The organism is Pantoea sp. MT58 (assembly GCF_014495885.1).
In the GTDB taxonomy this organism is placed as follows: domain Bacteria; phylum Pseudomonadota; class Gammaproteobacteria; order Enterobacterales; family Enterobacteriaceae; genus Pantoea; species Pantoea eucalypti.
This window is the reverse complement of record NZ_CP061083.1, coordinates 2218904-2234163: the sequence shown is the minus strand read 5'-3', so window position 1 is coordinate 2234163 and position 15260 is coordinate 2218904. Positions and strand designations below refer to the sequence as shown.

Annotated in this window: 18 protein-coding genes; 5 read left to right on the top strand and 13 right to left on the bottom strand. The window is 54.2% G+C overall.

Going from position 1 to position 15260, the window contains the following annotated elements; all coding sequences use genetic code 11:
• Nucleotides 1-22 precede the first annotated feature (22 nt).
• From ycgZ to IAI47_RS10530, 5 genes are all read right to left on the bottom strand, one after another.
• Entirely contained in the window at nucleotides 23-262 is a 240-nt protein-coding gene (ycgZ, locus tag IAI47_RS10550; protein WP_003848978.1) for a regulatory protein YcgZ, read from the bottom strand.
• 229 nt (nucleotides 263-491) lie between these two features.
• Nucleotides 492-764, bottom strand: a complete 273-nt coding sequence (locus tag IAI47_RS10545; protein ID WP_008926219.1) for a hypothetical protein — start codon at nucleotides 762-764, stop codon at nucleotides 492-494.
• A 465-nt stretch (nucleotides 765-1229) separates the two neighbouring features.
• A complete protein-coding gene (locus tag IAI47_RS10540; RefSeq protein WP_003848985.1) occupies nucleotides 1230-1460 on the bottom strand; it encodes a YgdI/YgdR family lipoprotein in 231 nt (76 codons plus the stop codon).
• 15 nt (nucleotides 1461-1475) lie between these two features.
• Nucleotides 1476-1709 (bottom strand): YgdI/YgdR family lipoprotein, encoded by a 234-nt coding sequence (locus tag IAI47_RS10535; RefSeq protein WP_003848987.1) that lies wholly within the window; start codon nucleotides 1707-1709, stop codon nucleotides 1476-1478.
• 352 nt (nucleotides 1710-2061) lie between these two features.
• A complete protein-coding gene (locus tag IAI47_RS10530; RefSeq protein WP_003848989.1) occupies nucleotides 2062-2265 on the bottom strand; it encodes a hypothetical protein in 204 nt (67 codons plus the stop codon).
• Between the two features lie 189 nt (nucleotides 2266-2454).
• Between IAI47_RS10530 and IAI47_RS10525 the strand changes: the two genes are divergently transcribed.
• The 4 genes from IAI47_RS10525 to pdxY all read left to right on the top strand — a co-directional run bounded on the left by IAI47_RS10525 (nucleotide 2455) and on the right by pdxY (nucleotide 5783).
• Entirely contained in the window at nucleotides 2455-2769 is a 315-nt protein-coding gene (locus IAI47_RS10525) for an MliC family protein (RefSeq protein ID WP_003848990.1), read from the top strand.
• A gap of 26 nt (nucleotides 2770-2795) precedes the next feature.
• A complete protein-coding gene (gene pdxH, locus IAI47_RS10520; protein ID WP_003848991.1) occupies nucleotides 2796-3452 on the top strand; it encodes a pyridoxamine 5'-phosphate oxidase in 657 nt (218 codons plus the stop codon).
• Between the two features lie 140 nt (nucleotides 3453-3592).
• The gene (tyrS, locus tag IAI47_RS10515; RefSeq protein ID WP_008926220.1) at nucleotides 3593-4867 is read left to right on the top strand and encodes a tyrosine--tRNA ligase; all 1275 of its coding nucleotides are present in this window, start codon (nucleotides 3593-3595) and stop codon (nucleotides 4865-4867) included.
• Between the two features lie 55 nt (nucleotides 4868-4922).
• Entirely contained in the window at nucleotides 4923-5783 is an 861-nt protein-coding gene (gene pdxY, locus IAI47_RS10510) for a pyridoxal kinase PdxY (protein WP_003848993.1), read from the top strand.
• A 32-nt stretch (nucleotides 5784-5815) separates the two neighbouring features.
• Here the strand turns inward: pdxY and gstA are convergent, their stop codons facing one another.
• Both gstA and dtpA read right to left on the bottom strand, forming a co-directional pair.
• Nucleotides 5816-6421 carry a glutathione transferase GstA gene (gene gstA / locus IAI47_RS10505; RefSeq protein ID WP_003848994.1) on the bottom strand — a complete coding sequence of 202 codons (606 nt, stop codon included), beginning with the start codon at nucleotides 6419-6421 and terminating at the stop codon, nucleotides 5816-5818.
• Between the two features lie 148 nt (nucleotides 6422-6569).
• Nucleotides 6570-8072 (bottom strand): dipeptide/tripeptide permease DtpA, encoded by a 1503-nt coding sequence (gene dtpA, locus IAI47_RS10500; protein WP_008926221.1) that lies wholly within the window; start codon nucleotides 8070-8072, stop codon nucleotides 6570-6572.
• A 668-nt stretch (nucleotides 8073-8740) separates the two neighbouring features.
• Here dtpA and IAI47_RS10495 point away from each other — a divergent pair.
• A complete protein-coding gene (locus IAI47_RS10495; protein WP_003848997.1) occupies nucleotides 8741-9436 on the top strand; it encodes a CTP synthase in 696 nt (231 codons plus the stop codon).
• Between the two features lie 39 nt (nucleotides 9437-9475).
• Here the strand turns inward: IAI47_RS10495 and IAI47_RS10490 are convergent, their stop codons facing one another.
• From IAI47_RS10490 to rsxG, 6 genes are all read right to left on the bottom strand, one after another.
• Nucleotides 9476-10819: an enolase C-terminal domain-like protein gene (locus tag IAI47_RS10490; protein ID WP_008926222.1), complete on the bottom strand. Its 1344-nt coding sequence runs from the start codon at nucleotides 10817-10819 to the stop codon at nucleotides 9476-9478.
• Complete coding sequence (locus IAI47_RS10485) at nucleotides 10797-12140, bottom strand: MFS transporter (protein WP_003848999.1); 1344 nt, start codon at nucleotides 12138-12140, stop codon at nucleotides 10797-10799. Before IAI47_RS10485 ends, IAI47_RS10490 begins: the two co-directional genes overlap by 23 nt.
• 234 nt (nucleotides 12141-12374) lie before the next feature.
• Entirely contained in the window at nucleotides 12375-13094 is a 720-nt protein-coding gene (locus IAI47_RS10480) for an HPP family protein (protein ID WP_008926223.1), read from the bottom strand.
• A 205-nt stretch (nucleotides 13095-13299) separates the two neighbouring features.
• Nucleotides 13300-13932, bottom strand: coding sequence for an endonuclease III (nth, locus tag IAI47_RS10475; protein ID WP_003849001.1), 633 nt, complete (start codon nucleotides 13930-13932; stop codon nucleotides 13300-13302).
• Nucleotides 13929-14633: an electron transport complex subunit E gene (locus IAI47_RS10470; RefSeq protein ID WP_003849003.1), complete on the bottom strand. Its 705-nt coding sequence runs from the start codon at nucleotides 14631-14633 to the stop codon at nucleotides 13929-13931. Before IAI47_RS10470 ends, nth begins: the two co-directional genes overlap by 4 nt.
• A complete protein-coding gene (gene rsxG, locus IAI47_RS10465) occupies nucleotides 14626-15258 on the bottom strand; it encodes an electron transport complex subunit RsxG (protein WP_003849005.1) in 633 nt (210 codons plus the stop codon). The genes IAI47_RS10470 and rsxG overlap by 8 nt, the downstream gene beginning before the upstream one ends.
• Between the last annotated feature and the right edge of the window lie 2 nt (nucleotides 15259-15260).

Below are 15260 nucleotides of genomic sequence, written 5' to 3'. Positions count from 1 at the left end.
CCGGGGCGAAGCGTGGCGATGATTAACGACCAAACAGCAGGCTGATGAGCGCGCGATAGTGGCGCTCTTCTTCCTCAGTGGACGCTGTTTCGAGGCGACGCAGGAGTTTGGTACAGATCGACTTACGGTTCACATTCCCGCCGGCATGCAAAATTTCCACGACTACCTGTCCCAGTGTCTCCTGCTGTGAGGGCAGGCTTGCCGCATTGAAATAACGGGCGATATCGTCTGCCGTCCGCGGCAGTCTCGGGTTCGGGTACATGGTGCGTTTCCTGGCTGTTGATGTAAAAACGATCGAATAGCCGCGAAGTTATACGCAAAAAGTGAATCTGTACAGTTATTTCAGCGTAATGATGAATGACGTTTTTTGGTCAGGATGCCGGGCAGCGAGAGAGCGGCCGTAAAGAGAAGCAAAGGGACAGCAGTATGAAGCGCATGAGAGCCAGAAGGGCGTCCGGCTCTCATGAGAAATGAACGTCGAAGCCTTATGACTACCGATAATCTTTCAGGGAAACCGGTGCCTGCCCGGTCTCGACCAGCCAGTTTAATTCGGCGCGGTCACGAGGCGAATCTTCAATGAAACCTTTGAGCCAGTGTCGTGCATCAGCAATCTGCTCTACACGTTCATCGCTGCACTCCTTTTCGGCCATTTCGCCCAACTGACGAATCAGCGATACCAGTGTAATATCCTGTTCTTCAAATGCCAGATTAATTGCTGCTTCACCAAGAATCATATGACCAGTCGTTGTATCGTGATAAATCATTTATAGCCTCCTGATTGATAGCGATATAAATAGTCTAGTTAAAGAGGCAGTGGAGTAAAAGGTTACAATTTACAGGCGGCATCAGATAATTTTGTTAAAAATAAAGGGAACCTTTGTGTCATGATATAACTTCATGATAGTAAATAATAAAAAACAATAGATTATTTTTGAAGTGAACAGGTTGAACTATTGTTCTGGTTAAAGAAGCAGACGTTTGCCTGAAATTCAGATAAGTGATGTGGCCTGTGCGCAACAGCATTTTCCAGTCGGTTTTTTACGCCTGTATAAACGATAAATTGCACAGTTCCTTATAATGCTTTGCAATATTATTGCCATATCGCATCGGATATTTCTGCTTTAAAAAAGCCCGCTCTGAGAGTGGGGCTATATCAGGTAAAAGGCGAAAAAAAGGCAAAAATAAAGCCGCTCTTAAGCGACTTTATTAACGCGAGAACAGCATTGCGATTATTTGTGCGGAACTTCAGAGACGGCTTTAACGTCTGCTTTATTAATCTGCTGCTTCACACCATTGGCATCGGTATAGGCCAGCAGGCCAGCGTCCGATTCAGAAGGCTTGCCATCACTAATAATGGTGCGTCCATCGTTAGTCTGAATCGCATAACTGGTACGGGTGCAGCCAGTTAATACGGTCATACCAATCAATGCGGCGAGAGGTAAAATCAGCGCTTTTTTCATCGTCTTCACCTTATATTAGTTGTCGAGTTCGCTCATATTACTGATTTCATTACGATTGATCTGCTCAGTTTTTCCTGTCTGAGCATCACGGTAAGAAACAAGACCGGTATCTGAATCAATCTGCGGTTTGCCGTCAGTCACAATCGTGCGGCCATCGGTCGTCTTAATAGACTGATTCGAGGCGCAACCTGCAAGTGTACCTAAAGAGAGTGCCAGCAGCGCAATGGCTGACAGGGTTTTCATTTTCATTTTTCTGCTCCATGAAGTATATCCAGACGTTTACAGCATAGACGGCTTTATAAATTTTGCTGGCTCTGTCGCGCGTCGATGCCTGTTTTTTATACAAAAACAGAGTGTATTGCGTTAATTAGCAGGCATGGCGCCGGCGAATAGCATTTATTGCAAATGCATGCGGCTGTTTATGCGTTTCAGCTGAGCCCTGACCGCATCGAAATAAAAAACGGAGCAAAAGCGGGAAATAGAGAGCGCAGATAATTCCGTTAACGCGGAAGAATCGCATGCAGGATGCCACATCGATGGCGGCACCTGGCGCTATTCGCGGGTCCGACGCCTGAAGGGCTATCGGACCCGTGAAAAAGGATCAGAGAATAGAGTCTTCGCCCGCTTTGGCGGCCGCTTTTTCCGCTTTCATGGCGCTGACCGGGTCAGATGCGCTCAGCCAGCGGTCAAACTTCTGGTAGGTGTCGATAAAGGTTTTAAAGTAGCTGCTGGCGATGGTGGCATTCTCTTTATGGTTCATAAACGCCACGGCCAGCTTAAATGCATCTTCGTTATCAAATTTCATGTTTGTCTTCCTCGCTTAAGATCTATAGAGCGTAGCCTGATAACACGGCCTGTGCATTCAGACAACCGTCTGAAAAGGCGCAATAATTCAGCCTGGCTGACAGCATCCTCCAGATTGGCGCGGATTCCCACTTACTTCGCGACAAATCCTTCTTATAATGCCAGCTTCACTCGTGAAGGAGACCCGCTTATGTTGAAAGGATTAACCGTTGTCGCGGTGCTGCTATTGTCAGGCTGTAGCCTGATGCATAAACAGCCGGCATCGCCACAGACCCTGCATTATCGCTGCGGAACAATGCCCCTGACCGTGACGCTGGACGAGGCGCAGGAGCAGGTAAGTTTCATTATGGATGGCAAGCCTTTAACGTTGAAGCAGACCGTCTCCGCCTCCGGCGCGCGCTACAGCGATGACACCTATGTTTTCTGGTCCAAAGGAAACGGCGCATTTATCGAACGTAACGATAAAATTGTCGTGAATGATTGTGAGCTGCAACCTGCCAGCTGACTTTATCTCTGAATAGGCGAGCATTAATGAGCGACAGCGAAACGCTACACACCATTGCCCATCTGCGGCGTGAATATACCCGCGGCGGATTGCGTCGCAAGGATCTGCCGGACAATCCGATCGCGCTGTTTGAACAGTGGCTGAGCCAGGCCTGTGAGGCAAAACTGCCCGATCCTACTGCCATGACCGTGGCCACCGTGGATGAGCAGGGTCAGCCGTGGCAGCGTATTGTGCTGCTGAAACACTTTGATGCGCAGGGCATGGTGTTTTACACCAACCTCGGCAGCCGTAAGGCGTTACAGCTGGCGCACAATCCGCGCATTTGCCTGCACTTCCCGTGGCACTTTCTGGAACGTCAGGTGATGGTGCTGGGCGAAGTGGAAAAACTGTCGCCGCTGGAGGTGCTGAAATATTTCCACAGCCGCCCGCGTGACAGTCAGATTGGTGCCTGGGTATCGAAGCAGTCGAGCCGGATTTCGGCGCGCGGGATTCTGGAAGGGAAGTTCCTTGAGCTTAAACAGAAGTTTCAGCAGGGCGAGGTGCCGCTGCCCAGCTTCTGGGGCGGTTACCGGGTGAAATTTCACACAATGGAGTTCTGGCAGGGGGGCGAACATCGTCTGCACGATCGTTTCATCTACCAGCGCGACAATGACGGCTGGAAAATCGACCGTCTGGCTCCCTGAATCTGCACGATTTCTCCCTATCAGCGCTGGCACAGAAAGCGCCAGCGCTTTATGCTATAGCCCTGATTTTTTTCGATTCCGCAAGTCAGCGGAAAGCTGTGTACCAGCATAGGTGCAGTCTGATCAATTTGGAGTCAGTAATGACCAGCAGTAACCTGATACAACAATTGCAGGAGAGGGGCCTTATCGCCCAGGTGACGGATGAAGCCGCGTTAACAGAGAAACTGGCACAGGGGCCAATTTCGCTCTATTGCGGCTTCGACCCCACTGCTGACAGCTTGCATTTGGGTCATCTGGTACCGCTGCTCTGCCTGAAGCGTTTTCAGGATGCCGGCCACAAGCCGGTAGCCCTGGTCGGGGGTGCAACCGGCCTGATTGGCGATCCAAGCTTTAAAGCCGCAGAGCGTAAACTTAATACCAGTGACACCGTCAACGAATGGGTTGAAAAGATCCGCCAGCAGGTGGCGCCATTCCTCGACTTCGATTGCGGCAGCAACAGCGCCATCGCCGCCAACAACTACGACTGGTTCGGCAGCATGAACGTGCTGACCTTCCTGCGTGATATCGGCAAGCACTTCTCTGTTAACCAGATGATTAACAAAGAAGCAGTGAAGCAGCGTCTGAACCGTGACGATCAGGGCATCTCCTTTACCGAGTTCTCCTACAATCTGCTGCAGGGTTATGACTTTGCCTGCCTGAATGAACTGCACGGCGTATCGCTGCAGATCGGCGGCTCCGATCAGTGGGGTAACATCACCTCTGGTATCGATCTGACCCGTCGTCTGCATCAGAACCAGGTCTTTGGCCTGACCGTTCCGCTGATCACCAAGTCTGACGGCACCAAATTCGGTAAAACGGAAGGCGGCGCAGTCTGGCTGGATGCGAAGAAAACCAGTCCATACAAGTTCTATCAGTTCTGGATCAACACCGCGGATGCTGACGTCTATCGTTTCCTGAAGTTCTTCACCTTCCTGAGCATAGAAGAGATCAACGCGCTGGAAGAAGAGGACAAAAACAGCGGTACCGCGCCACGCGCGCAGTATGTGCTGGCTGAGCAGGTCACGCGTCTGGTGCATGGCGAAGCGGGCCTGACGGCGGCGAAACGCATCACCGCCAGCCTCTTCTCCGGTTCGGTAAGCGAAATGACGGAAGCTGACTTTGAGCAACTGGCGCAGGATGGTATGCCAACTATCGCGCTGGGCGCAGATGATGACCTGCAGCAGGCGCTGGTGAAAGCGGAGCTCGTGCCGTCTCGCGGCCAGGCTCGCACCATGATCGGTTCGAATGCCGTCTCACTGAACGGTGAAAAACAGTCCGATGCGGAATACCGCTTCAGCGACAGCGACAAACTGTTTAACCGCTACACGCTGCTGCGTCGTGGTAAGAAACATTACTGCCTGATTAACTGGCAGTAAGATTTAGGGCCGGTTTACGGCCCTTTTTTATGGCAAGGCAGGACAGGGCAAACTAGTGAAAAATATCTTAGCGATTCAGTCGCACGTTGTATTTGGTCATGCAGGTAACGCGGCAGCTGAATTTCCGATGCGTCGCCTGGGTGCAAACGTCTGGCCGCTGAACACCGTGCAGTTTTCCAACCATACGCAGTATGGGCACTGGACCGGCACGGTCATGCCTGCAACGCATTTAACCGACATCGTTAAAGGCATTGCGGATATCGACCGCCTGAAGACCTGTGACGCGGTGCTGAGCGGTTATCTGGGCTCGGCGGAGCAGGGCGAGCAGATTCTGCAGATTGTTCGTCAAGTCAAAGCGGCTAACCCACAGGCCTGGTATTTCTGCGACCCGGTGATGGGTCATCCGGAAAAAGGCTGCATCGTGGCACCGGGTGTGGCGGAGTTCCACTGCAAGATGGCGATGCCAGCCAGCGACATTATCGCCCCGAACCTGCTTGAGCTGGAGATGCTAAGTGAACGTACAATCACTGACGTCGACGCGGCGGTAGACGCTGCGCGGGCACTGATTGCCCAGGGACCACGTGTGGTGCTGGTGAAGCATCTGGCACGCGCAGGGCGTCGCAGCGACCGTTTTGAGATGCTGCTGGTAACAGCAGAAGACGCGTGGCACATCAGCCGTCCGCTGGTCGATTTCGGTGTCCGTCAGCCCGTCGGCGTGGGCGATCTTACCAGTGGTTTGCTGCTGGTTAATCTGCTGCACGGCAAATCACTGCAGGATGCGCTGGAGCACGTCACTGCCGCGGTGTATGAGGTGATGCTGAAAACTCATGAGATGGGCGAGTATGAGCTGCAGCTGGTGGCGGCACAGGATGCCATTGCCCGTCCGACGCAGCACTTCACGGCAGAAAAGCTGTAACGCATCAGGGCCGGTTAACCGGCCCTGTTCTCTCAGGCTAAGCCTTCCGCTTTCAGCGCCGCCTGCACCGCAGGACGTTCCGCGACACGATCAAACCATGCCCCAAGTGCCGTAAAGCCGGACAAATCCAGCCCCAGCGCTTTTGCCCAGCGCGTCACCACAAACAGATAAGCATCCGCGACGCTGAAATGCATCCCCATCAGCCACTGCCTGTCACGTAATGACTCATCGACATAGCGGAATTTCGCTTCCAGCTGGTTGCGGGTCTGCGCTTTCACCTCATCGGAGTATCCGGGGCGAAACAGCGGCCCAAAGCTTTTGTGCAGCTCGCTGCCGATGTAGCTCAGCCACTCCAGAGTGTGATAACGCGTCAGGCTGCCAACCGGCGCCAGAAGATGGCGATCGGGTTTGAGGTCTGCCAGATACTGTACAATCGCGGCGCCTTCCGTCAGCACGGTACCATCGCTGAGCTGCAGCGCGGGCACCTGACCTTTAGGGTTGATTTGGCGAAAATCGTCGCCCCGTTCGGTGAGTTTGGTTGCCAGATCAACATTCACCTGCGTGAAGTCCAGCCCGCATTCGCGCATAACAATGTGGGGAGAGAGAGAGCAGGCTCCTGCTTTGCAAAACAGTTTCATGACCATGTACTCCTTGTTGCAGTGGGATCACAGCATAGTAAAGACTCAGGATGGAATTACCAGTGATAAGGATCAGGGATCTGTTAAGGGGGAGTGTGAGGCATAAAAAAGCCGGGCAGAGCCCGGCTGATTTGTCACGTGGCAGCGATTACGCTTTCACATCGTTTGATCTGGCGTCGCTATCCTGCGCCTGTGTCATGCGGTTCAGCAACGGCGCCGTAATCAGCATCAGCAGAGCAATCACCGCCGTCACGATACCAATCTGCTGGAATACGCGACTGTAGGTTGCCAGCGAAATCAGCGGATCGGTTACGTTTTCAGGCACGGCCATCAGGTTTGCTACTTTACCTGCAATCACAGCTGCACCTGCCGTGGTCAGGAACCAGGAACCCATAATGAAGCCCATCAGGCGCTGTGGCACGAGCTGCGCGACCATCGCCAGGCCGAGGCCGGAGATCATCAGCTCACCAATACTCTGCAGCGCATAGCTCAGGATCAGCCAGTTTACAGAAACGATGCCTGCATCACTGGCGAACTTTGCACCCACCGGCAGCACCAGGAACGCAGCGGAGCAGAGCACCATACCAAAGGCAAACTTGTGCGGCATGGGCAGTTTATCGCCCAGCTTGTTATAGAGCGCCGCCAGCAGCGGACTGGCCAGCATGATCCAGAACGGGTTCAGTGCCTGGAACTGCTCTGGCGCAAACGTAATACCAAGAATGGTGTGTTCAACGTTACGGATAGCGAAGAAGTTGAGCGATGTTGGCATCTGCATATAGAGGACGAAGAACAGAATCGCTTCGACCATCAGCAGGAAGGCCACAATCATCTTACGACGCGCCGCGCCGTGCAGCGCAAAGGCTTCTTTGGCAAACACCAGCAAAATACCCAGCGCAATCACCGCCAGCACCAGTCGTGCAATAACCTGATGATGCAGCATCCAGTTGGCCAGCGCGATCAGCACAACGACGCCCATAAGAGTCATCAGCAGTTTACCGATCTGCAACGGCGCAAAGTCTGGCTTAGAGCCGTAATCCTTAACCATATGTTTACAGAACAGGAAGTTAAACAGGGTAATAACCAGGCCAATGACGCACAGTGAGAAGGCGACGCTGTAGCCATATTTCGCGGCTAACCACGGTGTCAGCATCATCGAAAACAGGGAACCGATGTTGATCGACATATAGAACATGGTGAACGCACCGTCGAGACGCGGATCATCTTTGTCGTAACAGGTCGAGAGCAGCGAAGAGGGGTTTGCCTTGAACAGGCCGCTACCAACCGCGATGGTCGCCATGCCAATATAGACAATGCTGACGTTATGACCGGAGAACGCGACCAGCGCATAACCCAATGCCAGCACCAGCACGCCCAACACGATGACGCGTTTGGTGCCCAGCACTTTATCACCGAGCCAGCCGCCAATCGCGACCAGCCCATAAACCAGCGCACTGAATGAAGAGAACAGGGTAATGGAGTCTGATTCAGACAATCCCAGTTGCTTCACCAGGTAAACCGCCATAATGGCCTGCAGGCCATAGAATCCAAAACGTTCCCATAATTCGATCGAGAAGATTAAATAGAACGCCTTCGGCTGTTTAAACGCATTGAGACTGACAGCCTCATCAGTGTGTTTGTTTGCAGTTGACACATGTACCTCAGTTTTTTCATACCCTGTTTCGGGACAGGAATTAAGTCCGCGTCATGTGAGTTTTCCATGCGCAAGATTGTTATTAGAAGGGAAAAGCGGCGACTAATTTGGCTGATTACGGGCGTCAGGGCAAGAATTTTCTGGCAACCCGTTGAATCCAGGGATGTTGGGTTAAAAAACTTATAACAAATCGTTAATTGGTTTTAAATGTTGAAGCAGCAAAAAATATTAGTACAGATACTCTGAATGAGCACCTTGCACTAGCGAGTAATGATATTAACTGCTAAATCGAAGCTAACCAGATAAATCGGTTGTTGAATAATAATCAGACAGTGCTAATGACAGGTTACTGGCTGAATCGCAGTCAATCTGACGAATTATCAGACATTACCTGCCCGGCATTGGCGAAAAAAGAGTCAAAGGGCGATCCGGCGCACAATCAGATGATTTATTTCAGAAAGCAAAAAAAGAAACCGATTGCGTCGTGAGATCGGGAGGGGAAGTGGAGGTCATGGGGCGGCCAGCAGGAAGTTAAAATGACCTCAGAGCGCCGGTGAAAAACCGCGCAGTCATATTAAAATCTTATCAATACGCGGAAGCGCAATGTCACCCTCGACAGAAAATTAACATTACTGTAACCTCTCAATTTCTCCAGGAAGGATCAGTTCATGTCGTCTCCACTGCATTTATCTCTCGTCGGTGACTACCGCGCCGATGCGGTTGCCCATCAGGCTATCCCCCTTGCTATTGAACGTGCTTCACGTCGGCTAAATCTTATCGTTGAAACAAACTGGATCGCTACTGACCACCTCGAACAGACAGACCTGACGCGCAGTGATGCGGTCTGGGTTGTTCCTGGCAGTCCTTACCGCAACGATAATGGCGTATTTGAAACCCTGCGCTGGGCGCGGGAGAGCGGTAAACCTTTCCTGGGTTCCTGTGGGGGATTCCAGTATGCAGTGATCGAGTATGCGCGCAACGTCCTGGGCTGGCACGATGCCCGTCATGCTGAAACGGATACCGGCGGACGGATGGTCATTGCCCCGCTGAGTTGCTCTTTGGTGGAGCAGCGTGGCAAGGTGAGGTTTGAAGCGGGTTCCCGTATTGCTCTGGCTTACGGGACGCTGGAGAGCGACGAGGGCTACCACTGTAACTTTGGCGTTAACCCGGAATTCAGTGACGCGCTGGGCGATAATACGCTGCGCATTACCGCCTGGGATGATGCCGGTGACGTTCGCGGCGTGGAGTTACCGGATCATCCTTTCTATGTGGCTACGCTGTTCCAATCTGAGCGCGCGGCACTGCAGGAAAAAGACTCTCCGCTGGTGATTGCCTGGATGCAGGCGGCACTGGCGCAACGCTAAACAAAGCCATCCTGTGACACTGTCACAGGATGGCGGTCATCAGCGCAACAGGGCCGGTCGTTTCGCGTTGAACGTCCAGTTATCAATCAGAAACTGCATGCCCAACGCGTCGTTTCGGTTTTTATCAGGTAGCGAATGGTAGAGTTCATGGGCAGCTTCGACCCGCGCCATGTCCAGGGTAATACCCAATCCTGGCCCCTCAGGCAGTTCCAGAAAGCCATCCCGAATCTGCGGCGCATGCTGCGTCAGCTGCTGACCATCCTGCCAGATCCAGTGGGTATCAAACGCAGTCAGTCTGTCGCCCGGTGCCGCGGCTCCCAGATGCGCCACCATTGCCAGTGATACATCAAAATGGTTGTTTGAGTGGCAGCCGGTTGTCAGGCCCCATTCATGGCACAACTGCGCCACGGTATGTGCATTACGCATCGTCCAGAAATGCGGATCGGCCAGGGGGATGTCGATGGCATTAAGCTGTAAGGCATGCTGCAACTGTCGCCAGTCATTGGCGATCATATTGGTGGCGACCGGAATACCCGTGGCTCGCTTAAACTCCGCCAGCGTTTCCCTGCCGGAATAGCCCTGCTCCGCGCCGCAGGGATCTTCCAGATAGGGAATCCGGCCCGCCAGCTGTTTACCATAATAAATGGCCTCATCCAGCGACCAGCTGGCATTGGGATCAACCGTTACCCGTGCCTGAGGAAAACGTGTCAGCAGGGCGTTAACCGTTTCCACTTCCACTTCGGCATGATGAACGCCGCCCTTCAGTTTAAAATCCCGGAAGCCATAGCGATCGGCTGCCGCCTCCGCCAGCCGCACCACGCTATCCGCATCCATCGCTTTCTCATGACGCAGTTGCAGCCAGGCATCACCACCAGCGTGGCCCGCCTGATAGTCCATGCTGGTCAGGTTACGGTCGGCGATATAGAACAGATAGCCAAGTACCGGCACGCGATCGCGCTGCTTGCCGCTGGCAAGTAACTCGGCAACCGGCAGATTCAGGTGCTGGCCCAGCAGGTCAAGTAGCGCAGCTTCAATGGCTGCGGTGGCGTTGTAAAACTTCTCGGGATTCATCTGCGGAATATGAATGTCGTCGGTGTGCGCGGTCTGCTGGTGTCGTGCGTCGCTGGCAAACAGCGTCGCGACGGTGGCATTCAGCCGCAGCAGATCGCTGCCCTCAATCTGCGGACGAAAGCGCGCCAGCAGCGCCAGTGTTGAGGCGTGGCAGGGACTTTCGCCGACGCCGGTACGGCCAGCGGAATCGGTCAGGATCACCAGAATGCGGGTAAAATAGCAGTTGTGCGCGCCGCCAATGTTCAGCAGCATGCTGTCATATCCGGCGACAGGCACCACCCGCATTGTTTTAATGACTGGACTGTCTGACATTGTGATTCTCCATAGGATCAAGGGAAGGCGGGGAGGGCTTGCGGCGCAGCAGCAGCCACAGCCCGGTCAGCAGCGAGACGCTGGTCAGGGCATAGAGACCGCCGGTGGTGGAGCCTGTCTTCATCTCCAGATAGCCAAACACCGTCGGTGCGAAGAAGCCGCCAAGGTTGCCAACAGAGTTCACCAGCGCAATCCCAGGCGCAACAATTGAGGCAGGCAGTTCTCCCTGCGGCATCGGCCAGAAAAAGGTGGCGCTGACTTTCGAGCCGATACAGGCCACGATCATCGCCAGGAAGCCAAACCATGGAGAACCCAGCGTAGCCATAAAGGTGCCGCAGGCCGCGACCAGCATGGCGACGCCCAGCGCTTTATCGAGTTTGTCGCGGTGGCGGTCTGAAAAGCGACTCAGCAGGTTGATGGCAATAATGGCGCAAAGCCAGGGTACGGCGGTGAGAATGCCGATGCCAAAACTGCTGAAGCCCTGAATACGCTGAATAATCTGCGGCAGCCAGAACACCAGGGTATAGCCTGTCATGGTCATGGTGAAGAAGATCGCGCAGAAGAACAGCAGGCTGCGATTACGTAACAGCGACATTTTACCGGGCGCGCGGTTAAGCTCGTCACGCTGTGCCTCTTCACTATTCAGCTGCTGTATCAGGGCCTGTTTCTCCGCATCGCTCAGCCAGCGTGCGTCGCCGGGGCGTGACACCAGTACCCATGCGGCGAGAATACCGACCAGCACGGAAGCACCGCCTTCAAGAAACATCACCCATTTCCAGCCGGCAATGCCTGAAAAATCGTGCATCATCAGAATGGCGCCAGTGATTGGCCCGGAGAAGAGGAAGGCGCCCGCAGTTGCACTCAGCACCATCGCAGTGGCCCGGCCGCGCCAGGCATTCGGGACCCACTGACGGAAATAGAACAGTACGCCGGGAAAGAAACCTGCTTCAGCCACGCCGAGTAAAAAACGCAGCAGGTAAAACTGGATGGGTGAGGTGACGAAACCCGTCATGACCACCACCAGTCCCCAGGTAATCATAATGCGTGTCAGCCAGACGCGGGCGCCAAAGCGCTTCATCATCAGATTACTGGGAACTTCAAACAGCGCATAGCCGATAAAAAACAGGCCCGCACCCAGACCAAAAGCCGCCGCGCTGATCCCGGCATCGGTACGCAGTTCCGCCTTGATAAAGCCAATATTGGCGCGATCGATCTGGTTAATGATCAGCATCACCACCAGCATGGGGATGATATGGGTGAAGAATTTTTTGATGGCGGAGGCGATCAGCTCATCTTGCTGGGGGGACAAGGCGCTATCCATCGGTCTTCCTCGTAAGAAACGTAAAGAAGAGCAAAGTGTAGGGCGCGCAAAAGGGCAGCTCTATGGGCATTCGCCCAGGACCCGATGGGCGTCCGGCCTGGGTGGCTGTGTTATCAATATGTTATTGGATATGGCTGGCGCAGCGGCTAAGCAAAAGTGTGGCAGCGATCAATGTCGGCATCCCCGCCTCCGCAAGGAGAAAAGCGGAGGACCGACAGCCACAACAGGCAGGTTTCAGCCGTTAACCTGACGGCGTCCGGCAATCTCTTCGGCTCGTAGCAGCAATTCCTGCAGATCGTCTTCATCAATATCCAGCAGTTCACCGCCCTGTAAAGCCTGATGCAGATCGGCGCGCGTCAGCGAGACCGGCATCGCGATCGGCTCCGGTTTAACCTCCTGCGGCGCCAGTGGGTGGGGATAGCGGCGACCGGCCAGATTATTAAACAGCAATGCAAGCAGCGCCAGTGTCAGTGAGTTAAGCATGATCGGCGTCAGGACAAACTGATAACCCAATTGATCCACGGAAGGTCCGCCCAGAATAGCGGTTAGCGCGACTGCGCCGCCGGGTGGATGCAGACAGCGCAGTTGAAACATCAACAGGATCGCCACGCAGGCCGCGACGCCGCAGGCAATCGCCGGATCGGGGATGAGCTGGCTGACGGTGACGCCCGCCAGCGCGGACAGGGTGTTGCCGCCGACGATGGCCCACGGCTGCGCCAGCGGACTGGCGGGCAGACCAAAGAGTAAAACGGCCGAAGCACCCACCGGGGCAACAAACCACAGATTCAGCTCCCCCAGCATCCAGTGACTCAGCAGACTGGTGAGTACCAGGCCAATGCCCGCACCCAGTCCGGCAATCACCACATGCTTTTTACTTACTGTCAACGGATGTGGCCAGAATCGTGCCAGAAACAGGCGCAGCGGATGTCTCTCTGCAGAAGAACCTTTGATCATTACTTTACTCACCGTGTCATAACATTTTCTTATCGTCAGGGGCGGCGATTTTCTATCATCAACCTCAATGTAACAACCCGACAAACTGTGGAGGTATTCAGACGAGCCAGAGCGTGCGGCGAAAAGGGGAATCGGACTGAAAAGAAGGTTACAGAGGGTTCAACCAGACAATAAAAAACCCGCCGCAGCGGGTTAGTCAGGCGAATCACTCGACTTTGTCGGGATACTCGCAGAGGTCTTCAATCAGGCATGAGCCGCAACGGGGCTTGCGCGCCACGCAGGTGTAACGGCCATGCAGAATCAGCCAGTGGTGGCAGTCAACTTTATAGGCAGCCGGAACCACCTTCAGCAGCTTCTGCTCCACCTCTTCCACATTCTTACCCGGCGCAAATTTTGTCCGGTTGCTGACGCGGAAGATGTGAGTATCAACGGCAATTGTCGGCCAGCCAAAGGCGGTATTCAGCACCACATTGGCCGTTTTACGGCCAACACCAGGCAGGGCTTCCAGCGCCGCACGATCTTCCGGCACTTCTCCGTTGTGCTGCTCAAGCAGAATGCGGCAGGTCTTAATCACATTTTCCGCTTTGCTGTTAAACAGGCCGATAGTCTTGATGTATTCCTTTACGCCATCCACACCCAGCGCCAGCATCGCGGCAGGCGTATTCGCCACCGGATAGAGCTTTGCGGTGGCTTTGTTGACGCTGACATCGGTCGCCTGCGCCGACAGCAGTACCGCAATCAGCAGCTCAAACGGCGAGCTGAAGTTCAGCTCGGTGGTGGGATGCGGATTGTTCTGCTGCAGGCGATGAAGAATCTCGGTGCGTTTAGTCTGGTTCACACCGGCTTCCCGACGGCGTTCTGAGGTGCCGCGTTTTCAGCAGCCTGAGCACGCAGGGCAGCCCGCTGTTTCATCTTCTGATCGATCAGGTATTTACCCGCCAGCATCATGCCCAGGCCGATAAACGCACCAGGCGGCAGCATCGCCAGCAGCATCGGCGAGTCGAAATGCACCACTTCGATACGCAGCGATTTCGCCCATGGGCCGAGCAGCTGATCGGCACCGTTAAACAGTGTGCCACTGCCGATAATTTCACGCAGCGAACCCAGCACCACCATGGCGCAGGTCGCGCCCATGCCGATGGCAAAGCCGTCCAGCGCGGCAAGCGGGATGCTGCTTTTAGAGGCGACCGCTTCAGCACGACCGACCACAATACAGTTGGTGACAATGAGCGGGATAAAAATCCCCAGCGACTGATAGAGACCATAGGCGTAGGCGTTGATCAGCATCTGCACGCAGCTCACCACGGAGGCGATGATCATCACATAAATCGGGATACGAATTTCAGACGGCACCCAACGGCGCGAGGCCGAAATAAAACTGTTGGTCAGGGTCAGCACCAGCGTGGTGGCCAGCCCTAAACCCAGCGCATTCGTTGCCGTCGCCGTAACCGCCAGCAGTGGGCACAGGCCCAGCAGCTGCACCAGTGCCGAGTTGTTTTTCCACAGTCCACCCACCAGCAGACTTTTAGCTTCACTCATTTGCGTCTCCACATGCCGGTAACGAAGAGAGTTTCTCCGGAAGCGTTTTCATCAACAGCGCGGTGCGTTTGGTCGCATTGACCACCGCGCGTGGGGTAATGGTGGCGCCGGTGAACTGATCGAAGTCGCCGCCATCTTTCTTAACCGCAAACGCTTTATCCGCCGGACCATGAACCACTTTGCCATTAAAGCTGTTGATCCAGTCAGAAATGCGTAATTCAATCTTATCGCCCAGACCAGGCGTCTCATGGTGTTCGATCACCCGCACGCCCAGTACTTTACCCTGGAAATCAGCACCGACCAGCATCTGTATCGCACCAGAGTAGCCGTCAGGCGCAGTTGTCTCCAGTGCGGCAGCGACCGGCTGGCCGCCTTTACGCGCCAGGAAGAGATGGTGCGGGGCGCTATTCCCCAGTGCAGCATCTGTGACAACGTAACAATCCTGCTGAATATTGTTGTCATAAAGGTCTTCAGGCACCACCTGATCCAGCAAATTTTTCTGCTGAAGCAGGGTCTGATGCTCTACGGTCGGTTTAGTGACCGTATTAACTACTGCAGTAGCAGCCGTGGTAATTGCGGCGAAAATCGCCAGCGTCACACCATTTTTGCGAATCGTCTCCAGCATCG